This is a genomic window from Desulfotomaculum sp. OF05-3 (assembly GCF_003435535.1).
In the GTDB taxonomy this organism is placed as follows: domain Bacteria; phylum Bacillota; class Clostridia; order Lachnospirales; family Lachnospiraceae; genus Pilosibacter; species Pilosibacter fragilis.
Map to the genome: position 1 here is coordinate 1 of NZ_QWGO01000002.1, position 19690 is coordinate 19690.

A 19690-nucleotide genomic window follows, 5' to 3' on the forward strand; every position below is an offset into this window, starting at 1 on the left:
TTTATTTGAAATAGCACAATAGGTTAATTTATGATCAAGTAATGCACGTAAACGGGAAGTGCGAACTTCACTTCGTTTCGTTTGCACAGCGTAACGGGAACCGCGAACTCCGCTGCGCTACGTTTGCGTAGCGTAAAATTGCATGTTGTGCAATTTTACTTATTTCTGTACAAGGTGTACTGCGAAGCCGCCGATCTCGTCTGCGAGATAGATTGCTGTCATCTTGTCGCCTTTGAACTTAGCGGACTCTTCGTTGAACTTGTAGCCCATCATCTCAAGGTAGTTTTTAGCTCTTACTACAGAGTTTGTAGCAACGGCGATATGACCCTTGGAGCCAAGTCCCTTGGACTTCATAGCCTCAACAGCGGTTCCTGCAAATACGGAGCTGTTGCCGACCTTCTTTGTGAATCCGAACAGACCGTCGAATGCGTCAGCAGTTTTTTCAGCTTCTGTCTCACTGTCGCAGTTAATTCCGATATGAGCAAGCTCAAAGCCGAGCATTGTCTGAACAGCTTCCTTTGTGAGGTCGCGGATCTTATCGAACTCACCGGCAGCTACGAGGTCTTTCTTAACCATCCAGCTTCCGCCGCAAGCAAGGATCTTGTCGAATGCAAGGTAGGAGTTGATGTTCTTAGCGTTGATTCCGCCTGTCGGCATGAACTTCATCTGTGTGTACGGAGCTGCCATAGCTTTGATCATGTTGATTCCGCCAGCCTGCTCAGCCGGGAAGAATTTAACAACATCAAGGCCAAGGGAGATCGCCATCTCAACATCGCTCGGATTGGAAGTACCCGGAGTTACCGGAATTCCCTTATCTACACAGTATTTAACAACGGTCGGGTTTAAGCCCGGGCTTACGATGAATTTTGCGCCTGCGTTTACTGCACGGTCAACCTGCTCAGTTGTAAGAACAGTACCTGCGCCAACTAACATCTCCGGGAACTCTTTTGCCATAATACGGATGGACTCTTCTGCTGCAGCTGTACGGAATGTAACCTCAGCGCACGGAAGACCGCCCTCGCAAAGTGCCTTTGCAAGCGGTGCTGCATCCTTTGCATCGTCAAGTACAACAACCGGAACAATACCAATTTTCTGGATCTTCTCTAAAACTTCGTTCATGATTCCTGTCTCCTTTTTTGCTTTATAAATTTAGGAAATTCAGTTTTAGTCAATAATCAAATCATATTGAGTCTTAATACCGAGTTCCATAATACGGAACTAAGTTTCGCATTGCGGTATCATCTAAATTAGATTATACTCATGAGATTCGAATTGTCAATAGCGAAAAAGCCTAATTTTACTGGATTTTCTGAGTAAAACTGCCGAAAAACAAATTGCTTCATTTTATTATGGAAGTGTGGTAAACTATAAAAAGTAAAAAACAAGGGAACCATAAGAACAGAAAAATATTTCCTGTGAAAGACCGGGAACGGCTGCCGGAGATGAGCGGCAGTTAGAAAGGGAAAAAACAATTATATGGATATACAGTTTCAGAAGCTGGGCGCCGAGAATTTTGCGGAACTCAGTAAGTATTATGGAAGGCGCCACGACAATACCTGTGACAGTGTGATGCTTGACAATTTCCTCTGGGCGGATTACTATCATGTCCACTTTTGCGAGAGAGATGACAAGGCAGTTCTCTGGATCATGAAGATTTTAGGAAAGATGTATGCCTCTCTTCCTGTGTGCGCCATCGAAGATATGCCCCACTACTTTAAAGAGATCGAACAGTATTTCAACGATAATCTTCATCTGCCGCTTGAGATCTATCTGGCGGACCAGGAGGCGGTGGACTGTTTAAATCTCCCGGCGGACCGCTACTCCGTAACGGAGCTTCCGGATGCAAAGGACTACCTTTACAGCGCGGAGGCGTTGAAGACATTGGCCGGAAAGGCGCTCCACAAGAAGAAAAACAACCTGAACGCGTTCAAAAAAGCATATGAAGGAAGATATGAGTACCGGACGCTCTGCTGTTCGGACGGCTGCGAGATCTGGAAGTTTCTGGATCAATGGAGAGAGGGAAAAGGCCAGGAGGTCGAGGGACACTTGGATTATGAAGTGGAAGGAATCCACGAGATCTTAAGGAACTGCTCGATGCTTTCGGTCCGCATGGGAGGGATCTATGTGGATGACCGGTTGGAGGCGTTCTCCATCGGAAGCTATAATAGTAAGGAAAAGATGGCGATCATCCACATCGAAAAGGCGAACCCGGAGATGCGCGGACTTTACCAGATGATCAACCAGCAGTTCCTGATCCATGAATTCCCCGAGGCGGAGATCGTAAACCGTGAGGATGATATGGGACTCCCGGGACTCCGTCAGGCGAAGATGTCCTATGCGCCGATGGATTTCGCGAGAAAGTATCGGATTAAACAGTTAGATTTTGAGGCACAGAGCGCGGAGTAAAGTATGATACGGTATTTGGAGACAGAAGAAAAGGGAAGATGCCTGGATCTCTGGAGAGAGGCGTTCCCGGAAGATTCCACGGAATTTTGTGATTATTATTTTAAGGAAAAAATGAAGGACAACAAGGTACTTGTCCGGGAGGAGAACGGTGAGATTGTATCCATGCTCCACCGGAACCCGTACAGGATCTATATGCGGGGAAGTGGGGCTGTGTGCGACTATATCGTCGGCGTTTCCACACTGGTTGCTGGGCGCCACAAGGGATACATGAGAAGTCTCATGCTGGCGATGCTGCGGGACATGCAGGAAGAACGGATGCCGTTTACGTTTCTGATGCCCGCAAGAGAGTCCCTGTACCGTCCCTACGATTTCCGGTATATTTATGATCAGCCGCGCTGGGTCCTCAAATATAATCCCCACATCCACAGAGAGCCCTGTAACCTGAAGACGCTGGGTGCAGATCTGGCGGAGTGGCAGACTGCCTGGTTAAAGAGAAAATATGAGGTCTTTGCGATCCGCGATGAGGCATATTTACAGCGGATGAAGAAGGAGCTTGCCAGCGAAAATGGAACCTGCACACTGCTCTATGACGATGACTGGTTTATCGGAATGCAGAGTGAGTGGGGCTTAAAGGAACGGGAGATGCGTTATCTCTACACCGGAGAACATTACCGGAGCGAGGCGGGACGGAAGCCGGCGATCATGGCGCGTATCGTCTGCATGCCGGAGTTCGTAAAGACGATCCGGTTAGCGGAGAACTGTCCGCAGGATGAAGTGACGGTGGAGATCGGGATCAACGATCTCTTCGTACCGCAGAATCAGGGTGCATGGCTGTGGCAGCTGACAAAGGAAGGCTCGAGGATGATCCAGGAATCCCGGTTTATCGCAAAGGGGAAAATGGAGGTCCTGACGATCTCGGAGCTTACCGAGTGGCTGTTTGGATACCGGACACCGGCGCAGGTGGCGAAGATTCCGTATGGGGAGTATATTGAGCCGTTTCACGGAGTGTTCTTAGATGAAGTTGTATAAATGATATCAGGGTCAAACGGTGCATGATCCGCTGACAGCAAAGCAGAAAAGCGCATGATATCAGATGTGAGATGACTCCCACCTCTTTAGGTGGCGAGCAGCAAGAATGCCGAGACGTTCTTGAATACAGAAAGGAGAGATCTGTCATGACAGAGCGGGAAACATTAAAAAAGTGGCTGGATGAGAGCAGCAATATCGTATTTTTCGGCGGTGCCGGCGTGTCCACGGAGAGCCATATTCCGGATTTCAGGAGTACGGACGGACTGTACAACCAGCAGTATGATTATCCGCCGGAGACGATCTTAAGCCATTCCTTCTATATGAGAAAGCCGGAGGAATTTTACCGATTCTACCGGAACAAGATGCTGTTTCCGAACGCGGAGCCGAACAGAGCTCATAAGGCACTTGCAAAGTTAGAGAAAATGGGAAAATTAAAGGCAGTCGTAACACAGAATATCGACGGACTGCATCAGAAAGCGGGCAGCAGGGAGGTTTTGGAACTCCATGGTTCCGTACTGCGGAATTACTGCACACGCTGTGGAAAGTTCTATGGACTGGATGCAATCTTAAATTCTACGGGAGTCCCGAAATGTACCTGCGGCGGAACGATCAAGCCGGATGTAGTCCTCTATGAGGAAGGTCTGGATCAGGAGACCATCGAAAAATCCGTGAAATATATCGCGAATGCGGATGTGCTGATCATCGGCGGAACGTCCCTCACGGTATATCCTGCAGCGGGGCTCATCGATTATTACCGGGGACATAAGCTGGTCCTCATCAATAAATCCGTGACATCGATGGATAACCGCGCGGATCTCGTGATCAGCGGGCCGATCGGGGAGGTTCTCGGGGACGCAGTCGGAGTATAAACAAATATTGTTTAGAATGATCGATGAATGCCGCAGTAAGTTTGAACATAATACATAGGCTGGAATGGGCGCACATATAAAGCGCGCGGCAAAAGCGCAGAAAACAGGAGGCAGAAACTATGTATCAGGCAGCAGAGAATCGTTATGAGACTATGGAGTATAAACGCTGTGGAAGAAGCGGTTTAAAGCTTCCGCGGGTCGCGCTGGGATTATGGCAGAATTTCGGACTGGAAAAGACGATTACAGATCAGGAGGAGATCCTGTGCCATGCATTCGACCGCGGGATCACACACTTTGATCTTGCGAACAACTACGGACATCCGGCAAACGGCCTTGCGGAGAAAAATTTCGGTCAGGCGCTTAAGGATTGTCTTGGTACATACCGGGATGAGCTCGTGATCTCAACAAAAGCCGGATATGATATGTGGCCGGGACCTTACGGAAACTGGGGTTCCAGAAAGTATTTGATGGCGAGCCTCGACCAGAGTTTGAAGCGCTTGGGGCTTGATTATGTCGATATTTTCTACCATCACAGACCGGACCCGGAGACACCGATCGAGGAGACGATGGGAGCACTGAGCGATATCGTCCGCAGCGGAAAAGCGCTTTATGTCGGACTTTCCAATTATAAAGAGGAAGAGACGAGAAAAGCGGTCAGGATCTTAAAGGAGAACGGAACGCCGTGCCTGATCCATCAGCCGCGCTATAATATGCTGGAGCGCTGGGTGGAGGACGGTTTACTCTCCGCGCTTGATGAAAACGGAGTGGGCTGTATCTGCTTTTCCCCGCTCGCTCAGGGCGCATTGACAGATAAATACCTGAAGGGGATCCCGGCAGGTTCCCGCGCATCCCGTGAGGGAACGACGGTGGCACAGCGGTACCTTTCTAATGAACAATTAGAAAAAATCAAACAATTAAACCAACTTGCGGAAGAACGTGGACAGACGCTGGCGCAGATGGCCATCGCCTGGATCTTACGCCGCCCTGAGGTGACAACGGTCCTGGTGGGCGCAAGCAGAGTTTCGCAGCTGGATAACAGTCTTGCGGCGCTTGGGTGCACGGGATTTTCGGAGGATGAGCTGAAAAAGATCGACGAGATCCTGGCATAAAAGAGTTTAGAACAGGATCAACACGCAGAAACCGTATGAAGCGTGAAAATTTGTAAGAAATAAGAGATCGTTTGAGAAGACAGGTTTCAGGCAACAGGAGACATAGAGAATGGTATATGAAGTAGGCGATATCGTAAAATTAAAGAAACCGCATCCCTGCGGCAGTCAGGAATGGGAAATCCTGCGCGTGGGCGCAGACTTCCGTTTAAAATGCATGGGCTGCGGCCATATGGTCATGGTGACGAGACGGCTGGTGGAGAAGAATACCAGAGGACTCAGGAAACCGGATGGGACGGAAGTAAAATAAAGGAAACTTGAAAAACAAAAACCAGCCACATGGGATCCATTAGAGCGGGAAGCGTAATGGAAAACATGTGGCTGGTTTTTGAGTTCGGAGGCAACTATAAAAGCGCACAGATCTTCTCAACCGCGTCCTGCGGCCCCTTGGTATTCGGGATATCGTACTTTGCATATTTCTTATATAACCCGCGTCGCGTGAGATAGGTATTCTCGATTTCCTCTTTTGTATGGTTCTTAAATAACGGTCGTTCCGGGTGTAACGCAAGGTTCCGGTAGCAGTCCTCGAACGGGCGGTCGATATAGAAGATCGTGCCGCTCTTTTCGAGGATCTCCCCATTCCGGTCAAAGGTCAGCATTCCGCCTCCGGTAGAGACCACGGACGGGCCGAGGCCGCATACCTGATGGGCGATCTCATGTTCATAGTCCCGGAACAAAGACTCCCCGCCTTTTGCGAAGATCCCCGGGATTGTCATCTTGTAATGTTCGATCAGCATCTGATCCGTATCGTAAAAGGGGAGACCGAGCTGTTCGGAGAGAAGTTTCCCGATAGTGGTCTTTCCGCTGCTTGTGAAGCCGCATAAAATAATTGGATGTTCTGGTGTCATGTCTGGTTCCTCTCGAAAGGTCTGCTGATTCTGGCGAAAGTATTCTGCGTTTTTGATAATACCGCACCGGGTATCAAATGAGCCGGCAATGTCGGTCTGTAAATGAAAAGCACATATAAAATACCATAAATATAGAAGAAAGGCAATAAGAGTGAGGACAAAGCTTCCGGGAATAGCAGAAGCGGTTTCCTAAAACGTGGGCGGGCGAGTCTGCCGACACATATTTTACTCCGACTTCAACAATGGATAATGCCCCAAAAACTGCTGCAGCGCCAGATTCCCGGAGGATCTTTTCCACGCCGCAATGATCTCAACGACCTCCTCTTCGCCGATCAGCGGGATAAACACAAGGTTTTCCGCATTTGTCAGCTTATGCGTCACATAGGAGGGAATAATGGAGATCCCTTCCTCGATGGATACCATCATGAGAATACTCTCCACATCGTTGGAACGGAAGAAGATGTCCGGATGATATCCGGCCTGCTCATACATCTCGTAGAAGCGGAGGTCACTGACGGAATCCCCGGTGCTGGACGGGGTCATGAACAGCAGGCGTTCGCCGTGGAGCTCTGACCGCTGAAGGGATTCCCGCCTGGAAAGTGGATGATTGCTGTAAACAGCGACCATCAGAGGACTGCGTTCAATGAGCCGATATTCAATGGACTCGTTTTTCACAAGCTCCGTGCTGTCCCAGGTAAAAATAATATCATATTCGTCCTTCAATAGCCCCGCGGCGAGAAGATCGGTGTTTCGGCGGTAACAGGAAACAAGAATATTTGGATATTTATTATGGAAGAAACGCAGGGAGTTGGAAAAATTGCTTCGCTCAAAGCCTTTTGTATATCCGATCCGCAGGGTTCCTACCATACCGGTTGAAACCTCCTGAATCCGGTTTACCGCCTGATCAATGCGGCCGAGGATCGACCTTGCATCACTTAGAAATGCGCTTCCGGCCGGAGTCAGGGAGATCGGGCGGCTCGACCGGTCAAAGAGCGGGACGCCGAGGCTGTCTTCTAACGCGCGGATCTGCTGGGTGATGGCAGTCTGGGTAATATAAAACTGGTCCGCGGCTTTCGTGAAGCTGCGGCATTCAGCAGCGGTCACGAAGTAGCGCAGCTGGTTTGTGTTCATAAGCTCCTCCTAAAAAATAGGAATAAATCGCCCCACTCTGTGGGAAGCATCGTTACTCTTCGTAAAACATAAGTTTTTCTTATGATATCATACAAAATGCGCGGTTGCAAATCCTTTTACCGGGCGGTATCATAAGACTACTGATGCTGGATGGCGGTACAAGGGCAGATACGTTCCAAACAGTTACCCAAACGGAACATACTGTACAATACCGAATACAGTGACGCCAGCAGGATAAGAGCTGCGGATAAGACAGGCGCGGGCCGCAGCTGTAAGAGGGGAGTTATGCTTATGAAACGAGAAAATTTTGGCTCACGTTTAGGCTTTTTACTGGTAAGCGCGGGCTGTGCGATCGGAATTGGAAATGTGTGGCGGTTTCCGTATGTAGCGGGACAGAACGGCGGCGGCGTGTTCGTCCTGTTCTACCTGCTGTTCCTGTTGTGTATGGGCGTTCCGGTCCTCACGATGGAGCTTGCGGTGGGACGTGCGGGACGAAAGAGCGCGGTCGGTGCGTATCGGGCGCTGGAAAAGCCGGGCAGTAAATGGCATGTACACGGCTGGTTCTGTATCCTCGGCTGTTATCTGTTAATGATGTATTACACGACCGTATCCGGCTGGATGCTCAGCTATTTCGTGAAGTTCGCGACGGGAACATTTACCGGAATGAATGCGGATCAAGTCGCGGGAGTATTTGGGGATATGCTCAGCAATCCCGGTGAGATGGGATTCTGGATGGCTGTGACCGTTGTTGTCGGATTCTTTATCTGCAGCAGAGGTCTTCAGAATGGTCTTGAGAAGATCACAAAATGGATGATGGCGGCGCTGCTATTGTTGATCCTGGTGCTTGCGGGACACAGCCTGATCCTTCCGGGCGCGAAAGAGGGACTGAGCTTTTACCTTCTCCCGGATTTCAAACGCGCATCGGAGGTCGGGCTCGGATCGGTGATCATGGCGGCCATGAACCAGTCCTTCTTTACATTAAGCCTTGGCATTGCGGCAATGGAGATCTTCGGGAGCTACATGTCCGAGGAACATACGCTTGCAGGTGAGGCGGTACGGATCTGCGGCCTTGATACGCTGGTAGCCCTTTCCGCCGGACTGATTATTTTCCCGGCATGCTTTTCCTTCGGTGTACAGCCGGATGCCGGCCCGCAGCTGATCTTCATCACACTTCCGAATGTGTTTGCCAACATGGCAGGCGGACGGATCTGGGGCATGCTGTTCTTCTTATTTATGTCGGCGGCAAGCTTCTCAACTGTTATCGCCGTGTTTGAAAATCTGCTTTCCAGCTGCATGGATAACTTTGGATGGAGCAGAAGAAAGGCTTCCGTGATCAACTGTATTTTCGTGCTGATCGCCAGCCTGCCCTGTGTTCTGGGCTACAATGTATGGAGTAACCTCCACATCATCGGCGCGAGAGATGTTCTGGATTCTGAGGACTTCTTAGTCAGTAACCTGCTTTTACCGCTTGGATCCCTTGTTTATCTCTTATTCTGCGTGAGCAAGTGGGGATGGGGATATGATAAGTATCTCGCGGAGGCAAACAAGGGAGCGGGACTTAAGATGCCGGGGGCGAACTGGGCGAAGATCTATTTCCGGTATGTTCTTCCGGTGCTGATTTTGGTGATCCTGATCCAGGGACTGATCGGATAACAGGCTGTCCGATATGCACGAAATTCATAAAAAGACAGGAATTTATGAAAAACTTATCGGTTTAACGCGATATATACATAAAAACTTTAAAGCGTAAAAGTTTTTATATTGAATATCGAAATAACCTGTGTTATAATAATCATCGCAAATACAAAAAAGAGGAGAGTACCACAATGAAAAAGATGATTGCACTGGGCATGGCCGCTATGATGTGCCTGTCCATGACTGCATGCAGTGTCTCCACATCTTCCAAGACCGAGACGACCGCAGCAGCAACAGAAGCAGCTGAGACAACTGCAGAAGCAGCAAAAGACAGCGAGACAACCGCAGAGGCTGCCGGCGATCTTGTTGCGACCGCAGATTATCCGACAAAACCGATCACAATGATCATTCCTTACGGTGCAGGCGGAACAACCGATACCTGGGGCAGAAAGCTTGCAGTCCTGCTTGAAAAATATTTAGGACAGCCGATTACCGTTACAAACCAGGGCGGCGCGTCCGGATCCATCGGAAGCCAGTTCGTAAAAGAGCAGCCGTCTGATGGCTACACACTTCTTGTGTGTGCGGAGACGATGGGAACCTACAGAACCATGAATATCTGCGACCTCGGATACGATGATTTCACCGTTATCTCTCCGTTAGTTGGTGATCCGAAGGTTCTTGTAGTCGGAAAAGACTCCAAGTACAACACACTGCAGGAGCTTCTTGATGCGATCAAGGAAAATCCGGGAAAGATCACAATGTCCCACTCCGGCCCTGGAGGAAGCGGACACAATCAGGGACTTGTATTAAAAGAGCTCGGCTATGAAGTTGCTATGACAAGCTTTGACTCCGGTAACGACGCGCTTCTCGGTGTTATCGGCGGACAGGTTGACTTCACAAACCCGAATATCTCCACACTCGGCGGCTATATCGAGAGCGGCGATGTGAAACCGTTAGCAGTATTCTCCGATAAGAGAATGGACGCTTACCCGGATATCCCGGCGTTTACAGAGACAGTTCCGGAAGCTGAAAAGTACTTAAATATCCCGTACACACTCCTTTCCTTCGTTGTAAATAACGATACACCGCAGGAGGTCGTTGATGTATTAAAGGCAGCATCTGAGAAGGTATTCGCAGATCCGGAGTGGACCGACTTCGTAAAACAGAACGCAGCGGATCCGGTATATGACGAGTACAAAGATGACGCATCGATCCAGGCATTCTATGACAACTGGAAATCCGTAATCTGCTGGTTACAGTATGACAACGGTGTTGCCGAGAAGAGTCCGGAAGAGTTCGGCATCAAGAGAATTGGAGAATAATCAATGAAGAATAAGATTCATTCGCTGATCGTCGAAGGAATTGTATTTTGCGGGAGCGGCCTTGTGCTGCTCTCGTATTCTCTTTCATCCTACGCGAAAGGGTTTAACAAAAGCTGGGCACAGTCCCCGTACCTGTTTCCGCTGATCGTGGCGATCGCCATGATCGGTCTGTCCTTATGGATCGTCGGAGAGGGAGTTACGGCGATGAAAAAGGCTGCCGCAAATCCGGATGACAAGAAGCCGGAAAAGGCAGGAAAAACAGAAAAGCGGCGCTGGGTCGTGATCGCCCTGATCCTCTGTGCGATCTACTATGCGGCTCTCGCCTTCATTAAAATTCCGTATATCACCATCGGAATTTTATCTTTTGCGTATACATTTTCGACATTTGAGGTTGTGACGGTGGTATTCCTGATCGCCATGATGATTTTTATGGGTGTCAGAAAAATTCCGGTCCTTGTCTTCGTGCCGATCGGAACCACCTTGTTCTTAAGCCTTGCATTCCGCACATTCTTACATGTGCTTCTGCCATAGAAAGGAGAAAGGAAAATGATGCAGATGTTATCCGTGGTCGATCCGCGGTTTATCCTTATGGTTCTCCTTGGTTCTGTGGCTGGTCTGTTTGTAGGAGCGATCCCGGGACTTTCCGTGTCCATGGCGACCGCGCTTCTCGTATCCATTACTTATACCTGGGAACATTCAGATGCCCTGGCGATGATCATGGGTGTCTATGTAGTCGGAGTCTTCTCCGGCGCGGTATCGGCGATTCTGATCAATATCCCCGGTGCGCCTTCATCGGTCGTAACGACACTGGACGGCTACCCGATGTCGAAAAAGGGTCAGTCCTACAAGGCACTCTTTACCGCAACGATCTACTCGTTTATCGGAAGCTTATTTGGCCTTCTGGCTCTGGGACTCTTAGCGGAGCCGGTATCGAGAGTTGCGATCAAATTTACAAAGATGGACTATTTCCTTCTGGCTCTCTTCGGACTTGCGACAGTCGGTTCCGTCAGCACGAAGAACTACGCGAAGGGTCTTATCAGCGTTATGATCGGTCTTGTGATCAGCATGATCGGACTGGATCCGCTGATGGGAACAAAGCGCCTGACCTTCGGGATCCAGAACCTCGCGGGCGGTGTCAGCACAGTCCCGGCGCTTGTCGGCTTCTTCGGCTTTGCAGAAGTGCTCTCTGTTGTATACAACATGAAGCAGGAGCAGAATGTCCTTGCGATGGAAAAGGCGAAGGTCAGCCTGAAAGAGATCTTAAAGAGCTGGAAGCTTTCCTTATATACATCCACGATCGGTCTTTTAGTCGGCGCTCTTCCGGGAGCAGGCGGACCGGTGGCATCCTTTATCGCGTACAATGAGGCGAAGCGCCTCGTAAAGAAGCCGGAGGTTCCCTTCGGTGAGGGTGCGGTGGAAGGAATCGTGGCCAGTGAGTCCTCCAACAACGCATGTATCGGCGGTGCACTGATCCCGATGCTGACGTTGGCGGTTCCGGGCGACGCAGTTACCGCGATCATCCTTTCCGTATTCTATGTCCATGGATTACAGCCGGGTCCGTTATTTATCACCCAGAACAAAGAATCCTTCTACTCGATCGTAGTAGCGGGAATCATCGCGTGCTTTGCGCTTTTACTGTTAGGACTGATTGTTGCCCCGAGGATCTGTAAGGTCATTACGATCCCGAAGAACATCATGATCCCGGTGGTAACGAGCCTCTGTGTGATCGGTTCCTTCGCGTGCAACAACCGTCTGTTTGATGTGGGACTTATGTTCTTCTTCGGACTGATGGGATTCATGATGCGCCGGTTCGATTATCCGGTTGCCCCGCTGATCCTTGCGATGGTACTCGGAAAGATGATGGATTCCAACTTCCGTCAGGCCGTGTCCCTGGCATCGTCCTCCGACAACCCGTTTATGGCGATGTTCGGACATCCGATCACGATCGTTCTTTCGATTTGTACATTATTCGTCCTGCTTGGAAATATTCCGTGGACGAAGCCGTATATCGATAAAGTAAAAGGGATCTTTTCGAGAAAAACGGCGTAATTTCAGATAAAACTTCTGAAAAACAGGCCGGATCACCAAATTTCGACCGGCGCAGGATTTCCCGCCGGTGTGAAAGACGGTAGGAAATGAAAAAAGTATAAAAAGAGCAGGAAATCAGGCAAAAAGTGCTTGCATTTCCTGCTCTTTTTTGCTAAGATTATTACCTGTGACATGTAAAAAATCCTTGCTCCTGATACTGAAAATCGGGGGCCGGAAGACCAGAAGGAGGTTTATGAAACTATGAACAAATACGAGTTAGCAGTTGTTCTTAGCGCAAAACTTGAAGATGACGAGAGAGCAGCCGCACTTGAGAAAGTGAAAGGCTATATCACACGTTTCGGCGGCAATATCGTTGATGTGGACGAATGGGGCAAGAAGAGACTTGCATACGAGATCCAGAAGAGCAAAGAGGGATTCTACTACTTCATCCACTTCGAGGGTGAGGCAAACTGCCCGAACGAGGTTGAGGCTCACATCCGTATTATGGAGCCGGTTGTTCGCTATCTTTGCGTAAGACAGGACGCTTAATAAAGAAAGAGTGAGAATATGAACAGAGTTATCCTTATGGGTAGATTAACCAGAGATCCGGAAGTACGCTATTCCCAGGGCGAGCGCTCCATGGCAATCGCAAGATATACGCTTGCAGTTGACAGAAGAGGCAGAAGAAGCCAGGACGGCGATCAGGGTCAGACGGCCGATTTTATCAACATCGTAGCTTTTGATCGTGCCGGTGAATTTGCGGAGAAATATTTCCGTCAGGGCATGCGTGTACTGGTTTCCGGAAGAATCCAGACCGGAAGCTATGTAAATAAGGATGGCCAGAAGGTCTATACAACAGATATTATTGTAGATGACCAGGAATTCGCTGACAGCAAGGGTCAGGGCGGCGATAACAGCGGCTTTGGCGGCGGCAACAGCTACGGCGGCGGAAACCGCGGCGGCTACCAGCAGGGGACAAGACCTGCTCCGTCCAGTGCCATCGGCGACGGATTTATGAATATCCCGGATGGAGTCGAGGACGAAGGACTTCCATTCAACTAAATACCAGTCTGAGACAATACAGTGCGTTACTCCTAATTCGCTGTGAGTAGACTGAGTTTGCACGTGACCGGACAGGTGTTGGACGGTTACAGACAACGAAACTAACAGGAGGTAATTTAAAATGGCATTCAATAAAGGTGACAAGTCCGATTCTTCCAGAGTAAGAAGAGGCGGCATGCATAGAAGAAAAAAAGTTTGCGTATTCTGCGGCGATAAGAACGGCGAGATCGATTACAAGGACGTAAACAAGTTAAAGAGATACGTATCCGAGAGAGGAAAAATCCTCCCGAGAAGAATCACAGGCAACTGCGCAAAGCACCAGAGAGCTTTAACAGTAGCTATCAAGAGAGCACGTCATATTGCTCTTATGCCGTACACATGTGAATAATTCCTTAGAATAAGGATTTTCACTGATAAAGTAAGGTTTTATCTAATTAATTTGAAGCATCATTCGAGCCCCTATGTGAGAGATCACACAGGGGCTTTTTTTCTATTGGCGTATTTCGTATGGGACATTTCGTTTCCAGCATCGCCAATTTAGCATAAATTGCATAAATAATCGGGAAAGCAACATAGATAAATATAGTTGAATATGTTTTACGTCCGTGTTAGAATGAACATAGAAAACTAAAAAGCATAGCATCTGCAAGGGTGCTACCAACACCCTTGCAGATGTGAAAAGTGTTTAAGGGACACTTCTCACAATGGTTGCGCCACTACTATGCCATTCCATTATAGTCGAAATAATAATAATAGACAAGATGGAAATGGGGTAGGAGTTTATTTGTTGTACAGAAAATGACAGCAGGAGTGTGAAGTGGAATCTTTGCACCCCTGCTTTTTAGTTTCTTCAATTGTTATACTACAATTTGTGTTTAAACGAAAAAAGTGGACCACAGGGAGGAATTGTATGAAGAAACAATATCTGGCATGGGGACTGGCAATAAGCTTGTCCATAGGAACCATATTTGGAAACAGCGGAATTTCCTGGGCGTTTGAAAATACGAATCAGGACAAAACAGCCAATGTGGAGAAGGAAGAGAGCAGCTTGTGGGATGAGTTGGGTTTATTGACACCCAGCAACGCGGTAGAGCTTATGACATCAAGCAATGCGGCAACAGAAAATACAACAAATAAACCAACTGAAACAACAGGATTAAAAAAACAGTTTACGACAGAAGATGGAATCATTGTTGAGATAGATTCACAGGATGTCATTCTGCCGGAAAACACACAGATCCAGGTGAAAAAGGTCGATTTAGGATCTGAGATCACAGATTCTGTGCGCTCATCAATGCAGGAAAACCAAAAAGAACTTGACCAGATTTATGCTTATGATATTTCATTCTGGAGTGATGGTGAAGAGTTTGAACCGTCTGATGGAGTGAAGGTAATATTTAAACTCCAGAATACCTTGACAGGGGAACAAGTCGATGAGTCAGAAATTTTCCATGTGAAAGATGGGGAAGATGTTGCTGAATTTGTTCCGAAGACAGTAGAAGGAGATCAGGAAATTAGCTGCCAGTCGGTAGGGTTCTCGGTTTATGGAATTGCGGTGGCGCAGGCAGAGGAATGGATTCCGATTTATACGGCAGGAGATTTGCAGAACATACAGAATGATCTGGCGGGCAACTATAAATTAATGAATGATATTGATATGTCTGATTTTAGCTGGAAACCGATTGGTGAAGACACAAAGCAAAAACTCCGTGGATTTACAGGAACATTGGATGGACAGAATTTTAGCATATCAAATTTAAGCTTGAAAGCTGGGAAAAGCTATAGGGATTCTAATTTAAATATTGGATATGGCATATTTACAGAATTATTGGGAACTGTAAAGAATTTGAAAATTACAGATTCTGTTTTTGAGGTAGACGATGATCATATAAGTAATAATGCTATTTCGTCTATTGATGTTGGTATATTAGCGGCTTCTTTGACGGGCGGATCAGTTGAAAATTGCGTAGCTCAGAATTGTGAAATAGATTTAAGAACAACTTTGGAAATACCTGCTATGAATGTGGGTACTTTTTCCGGAAAGACTTCAGGAACATCATTTATAAAAAATTGTAAAGCCGATAATTCTACGATAAAGGGTAGTACATATTCAAGGCTGACATTGGGCGGAATTGCCGGCAGTGCATATGAAATAAGTGATAGTATATTTGCAGGTAGTGTAAATGTTGTTTCATCAGGGAATTTTTCGAGTGCATCATATGTAGGAGGAATTTCAGGAATAACAAGGAACCAGATGAAGAACTGCGTTAATTCTGGAAATATAACGGCAACTGCTTCATCTCAAATTATTGCGGGCGGAATTACAGGCAGAGCATCTGGAATGGCATTACCAGTTAGCATGTGTGTCAATTATGAAGCGGTATATACAGACTCAAGACTTGATAGGGGTGTAGCAGGAGGAATTGTTGGTGAGCTTTATAGCTCTTTCGTTGAAAACTGTTATAATGCAGGCAACGTAAAAGTGGTAACAGGATATGCGGGTGGAATTATTGGATATGATAATCAGACAACCAGATCTATTAGCAGATGCTATAATATTGGAAGCGTAGAAACTGAATCAAATGACAAAAAATCTTATGCTGGAGATATTATTGGATATACCCAAAATGGTGTATCTGCAGTGACAGGTACAGATGGAAAAGTTGCATTACTTTTACGTGCAGTCGATAAGAAGTGTTATTATATTAATACAGCCGTAGGAAATAAAAATGAACGGATGGACAATGTTGTAAAAGTAACTTTGAGTGAGATGGAAGAACAGAGCACTTTTGAGGAATTTGATTTTGATAATGTTTGGGTAATGGGGGAGGAAACATACCCATATCCAGTCCTTCAATTCCAAAATGATGTTCCGCAACAGCCAGACAATCCAGATATACCAGACAGCGATGAGCAGTTAGGCTGGGTAAAATTTAAAAATGGTAAAGTTGGATATTATATTCTTGAGAATAATCAGTGCCAGTTGCTGAAATCAGGCATTTATAAGTTAAATTACACGGATCAGAACGGTGTAATTTTCAATGGTAGATGGAAATTTAATGAAAATGGCTATGTTATGACGGGCATGCATGATGGCTTGTATTATTGCGAAGATGAAGATGGATTATATCCATATGGAATGTGCATTCCAGATAAAGGATTAGACGGAATCTTGAAAGAAGAATACAATCAGTCGCATATCCGTCCATCGACAGTACTGAGCAGATATTCGTTCATTTCAACATATATGGATGATATGAATTATTTTTCGTATATTCTTTCAGCTAAGATCGATGATGGTTGGATGAAACTGACGGGGGATGCATTCCTGAGGTTGGCAAAACAACTCGGCTTTATAGATATTGATGACATAAATGTTGAGTATTTAATGACAGAGTCAAATAACAGAAAAATTCTGGCAAAAGTACTGGACGTAAAGTTTGCGGTAGAGGGAGAAAAGATAGACGACAGTATAGAACTGTGGACGGATCCGAAGGTGGTTGCTAAAGCTTGGGACGAAGTTAAAGATGAGAGGGGGTATATCAAGTTCATAATAGAAAAAGTTAGTGATGCATTGAAAAACGAAGAAAAATATTCGGATTCATTTAATGAATTGGCGAAAGAAGTAAAGAAAAAAGAGAGTAATGGAGAAGATGCTGAAGAAATTTTAGGCATTGTTGCAGCAAAGAATTATGAATTATTTGATACAATCATGGAACAGGTAAACGGTTGGTCAGATGCGCTTCGGGATCATTCAGAAAAAATAAGTTATCTGAATGAGTTGGAAGCGTCAATCGATAAGATTGATTCTGGCAAGATAAAAAATATCCAGAATTTAAAGAATGCTGTTTCAGAATTAAGAAATAATTATGAAGAACGGATAAAACTTCAAGTATTTGATACCTGCTTTGCGGTAATAGAGCAGGGAAATTCATGGAATGAAGTTTTGACCGGGGAAAAAAGACCGTTGACAGGTTGGGATTTCAAAGAAAATACAAAATACAATATGTCTAAGGTTGTAGCAGATGTTATAAAAGATCTCGGCGAAGGAAGTTTACCGTTACTTAAGGGACTTAGCAAAGCTATCACTACGATCCAGACTATCGACGGAAGACCGGAAGCAGTTAATACGATTGCACAAACGCAGATGCTTTATACTGTAGCATATGATGTTCTGCGGGAAAAGGAAGAAAAACTTTTAATAGATGGAGATTCAGAAAGCTTAGCAGACTATTTAAATGCTTTTGAATTTATGAGATGCATAACAATTTTGAGATATCAGAATATGAAAAAAGTGTATGACTCTATATATAGCAGAGATGGTCTGAAGCAATTTAAAGTGGATTTTTTACAGAAAGAAATTGACAAGCTTCAGAGAATCACGCCATTAAATTATTTTGAAGATGAGTTTGCTTCACTGACATTTGCCGGTTCATGGGATGAATCTGGAGAAAAATATTATTATGCAACAGATGGGGATGAGAGATTTTACATAGAAAACAGATGGGCCTACATTGATGGCAAACGGTACTATTTTGATCAGAATGGTCGGGTTTTAGTCGGAACACAGAAGATCACGGATGAAACCGGAGAAGGGGAATATTACTTCAGCACCGGTGATGGCTCAGAACATAACAAGGATCATCGTGGAGCAATGCAGACTGGACCGATTGAGATCAATGGCAAAGAATATTATTATGATTCAAATTCAGGAGTAAATCGTGGCCGGAAAGTAATAAACAGCCGGATCGAAATTGGACCAAAAGACTACCGGTATTATGGACCTGATGGTGCTTACGACAGAGAAAAGAGTGGATTTTCGGAAGTTACGGATACAGATCCAAACCATAAGTTCTATGATAAAGGCGGAATCCGATACGCAACCAACTGCCCGGTAGATATTATTATTTACGATGAAAACGACAATATGGTCGGGAAAATTGTAAATGATCAGGTGCAAAATGTGACGGATGATGAAATCGACGTATATGTTGATTCTGCGGGACAGAAGATCGTTGGCGTTCCACAGAGTGGCAAATATAAACTGGAGATTATTGCCCGTGCTGCAGGAACTATGGATTATTCTGTTGCTGAGTTTGCGTCAGATGGTTCGGGTTTGATTGGAAAGACGGACTATCGCGCTGTGACACTTAACCAGGCGGATCATTTCTATGGAATTACGGAATCAATGTTCTATAATGGTGAAGAGCATAATTCATATCGTCTTCTGAAAGAAAATACAGAGATTGAGTTGGCTGAATATCAGGATACATTGACAAGTTATCTGATCAATGCTTCGGCAGAAGGACATGGCACTGTTGAAGGAAGCAAAGCTGCAATTCGTGGTGATTTTGCAAAATTAACAGCAAAGCCAGATAGTGGATATCGTTTTGTCGGCTGGTATGATAAAGATGGCAATTGTGTATCAAAAGAACTTGAGTTCCGATTCAGAGTATTGGAAGAGCAGAACTTTACTGCCAAATTTACGGTAAGAGGGGCATCAGATAGTGGATCGGATAGTTCAGATGACAGTGATGATACCTCCTATATACCGAAACGAGGAGTAACAGGAAAGTGGATAAAGAATGAAAAAGGCTGGTGGTATCAGAGAATAGATGGTACATGGCCACATGATGAATGGTGCGAACTGGAATATTTGGGACGAAAAGAGTGGTACTATTTTGACAAGAATGGCTATGTGGTTACTGGCTGGTTGAAATGGAATGGATGCTATTTCTATCTGAATCCGATTTCTGATGGCTGGTTTGGCAGAATGGAAACAGGCTGGAAGAAGATTGATGGAAAATGGTATTATTTAGAACCAGTTTCTGGTCAGAATAAGGGACATTTGTTCGTGAATACAGTCACTCCAGACGGATACAAAGTAGATTCGAATGGAGCCTGGATGAAATAAAAAATAGGAACGGCACTGCTCCATCGGTATTTACATCTGAGAAAGAGGCAGTGCCGTTTTTCAAACTTAATTTAGGGCGCTATGTCAATAGATAGGGGAGAATTCGTCAGAATCCCGTGTGAAAAGCAGCGTGGGTGTTCTTACGGGCATATAATGTATAAGAACACTTAATAATTCCATTTACGTCTACTATCTTTTCCAGCGATCCTCGATGAATTGCAATATTTGTTTTCGGCATAAATGTCAAACAAACATTTTACATCCCTGCCGATATGGAAAA

Annotated in this window: 16 protein-coding genes; 13 read left to right on the forward strand and 3 right to left on the reverse strand. The window is 46.1% G+C overall.

Translation table 11 applies throughout. The features are described from left to right. Positions 1-159: 159 nt before the first annotated feature. Positions 160-1119, reverse strand: a complete 960-nt coding sequence (locus tag DXA87_RS01595) for a bifunctional 4-hydroxy-2-oxoglutarate aldolase/2-dehydro-3-deoxy-phosphogluconate aldolase (protein WP_015552961.1) — start codon at positions 1117-1119, stop codon at positions 160-162. 357 nt (positions 1120-1476) lie between these two features. Here DXA87_RS01595 and DXA87_RS01600 point away from each other — a divergent pair, with 357 nt between their 5' ends. From DXA87_RS01600 to DXA87_RS01620, 5 genes are all read left to right on the forward strand, one after another. Beyond that, on the forward strand, positions 1477-2406 hold the full coding sequence (locus tag DXA87_RS01600; RefSeq protein ID WP_015552962.1) for a phosphatidylglycerol lysyltransferase domain-containing protein: 930 nt from the start codon (positions 1477-1479) through the stop codon (positions 2404-2406). A 3-nt stretch (positions 2407-2409) separates the two neighbouring features. Beyond that, positions 2410-3435: a GNAT family N-acetyltransferase gene (locus tag DXA87_RS01605; protein ID WP_117503080.1), complete on the forward strand. Its 1026-nt coding sequence runs from the start codon at positions 2410-2412 to the stop codon at positions 3433-3435. 146 nt (positions 3436-3581) lie between these two features. Next, positions 3582-4304: an NAD-dependent protein deacylase gene (locus DXA87_RS01610; RefSeq protein WP_117503081.1), complete on the forward strand. Its 723-nt coding sequence runs from the start codon at positions 3582-3584 to the stop codon at positions 4302-4304. Between the two features lie 119 nt (positions 4305-4423). After that, on the forward strand, positions 4424-5413 hold the full coding sequence (locus DXA87_RS01615; protein ID WP_117503082.1) for an aldo/keto reductase: 990 nt from the start codon (positions 4424-4426) through the stop codon (positions 5411-5413). A gap of 109 nt (positions 5414-5522) precedes the next feature. Continuing rightward, positions 5523-5720: a DUF951 domain-containing protein gene (locus DXA87_RS01620; RefSeq protein WP_015552966.1), complete on the forward strand. Its 198-nt coding sequence runs from the start codon at positions 5523-5525 to the stop codon at positions 5718-5720. Positions 5721-5814: 94 nt separating this feature from the next. On the opposite strand, the gene DXA87_RS01625 is transcribed toward DXA87_RS01620, so the two are convergent. Then, positions 5815-6318 (reverse strand): shikimate kinase, encoded by a 504-nt coding sequence (locus tag DXA87_RS01625; RefSeq protein ID WP_015552967.1) that lies wholly within the window; start codon positions 6316-6318, stop codon positions 5815-5817. Between the two features lie 225 nt (positions 6319-6543). After that, positions 6544-7449, reverse strand: coding sequence for a LysR family transcriptional regulator (locus tag DXA87_RS01630; protein ID WP_015552968.1), 906 nt, complete (start codon positions 7447-7449; stop codon positions 6544-6546). A 291-nt stretch (positions 7450-7740) separates the two neighbouring features. Here DXA87_RS01630 and DXA87_RS01635 point away from each other — a divergent pair, with 291 nt between their 5' ends. The 8 genes from DXA87_RS01635 to DXA87_RS01670 all read left to right on the forward strand — a co-directional run bounded on the left by DXA87_RS01635 (position 7741) and on the right by DXA87_RS01670 (position 19410). Further along, positions 7741-9102 carry a sodium-dependent transporter gene (locus DXA87_RS01635; RefSeq protein ID WP_117503156.1) on the forward strand — a complete coding sequence of 454 codons (1362 nt, stop codon included), beginning with the start codon at positions 7741-7743 and terminating at the stop codon, positions 9100-9102. Between the two features lie 173 nt (positions 9103-9275). Beyond that, complete coding sequence (locus tag DXA87_RS01640; RefSeq protein ID WP_021905144.1) at positions 9276-10406, forward strand: tripartite tricarboxylate transporter substrate binding protein; 1131 nt, start codon at positions 9276-9278, stop codon at positions 10404-10406. Between the two features lie 3 nt (positions 10407-10409). Then, complete coding sequence (locus DXA87_RS01645; RefSeq protein WP_015552971.1) at positions 10410-10937, forward strand: tripartite tricarboxylate transporter TctB family protein; 528 nt, start codon at positions 10410-10412, stop codon at positions 10935-10937. A gap of 15 nt (positions 10938-10952) precedes the next feature. Beyond that, a complete protein-coding gene (locus DXA87_RS01650; protein ID WP_117468990.1) occupies positions 10953-12455 on the forward strand; it encodes a tripartite tricarboxylate transporter permease in 1503 nt (500 codons plus the stop codon). A 240-nt stretch (positions 12456-12695) separates the two neighbouring features. Next, positions 12696-12983 (forward strand): 30S ribosomal protein S6, encoded by a 288-nt coding sequence (gene rpsF / locus DXA87_RS01655; protein WP_015552973.1) that lies wholly within the window; start codon positions 12696-12698, stop codon positions 12981-12983. A gap of 18 nt (positions 12984-13001) precedes the next feature. Next, a complete protein-coding gene (locus DXA87_RS01660; RefSeq protein WP_021905147.1) occupies positions 13002-13496 on the forward strand; it encodes a single-stranded DNA-binding protein in 495 nt (164 codons plus the stop codon). A gap of 121 nt (positions 13497-13617) precedes the next feature. Next, positions 13618-13884 carry a 30S ribosomal protein S18 gene (gene rpsR, locus DXA87_RS01665; protein ID WP_015552975.1) on the forward strand — a complete coding sequence of 89 codons (267 nt, stop codon included), beginning with the start codon at positions 13618-13620 and terminating at the stop codon, positions 13882-13884. A 522-nt stretch (positions 13885-14406) separates the two neighbouring features. Then, on the forward strand, positions 14407-19410 hold the full coding sequence (locus DXA87_RS01670) for a hypothetical protein (protein WP_117503083.1): 5004 nt from the start codon (positions 14407-14409) through the stop codon (positions 19408-19410). Positions 19411-19690: the final 280 nt, after the last annotated feature.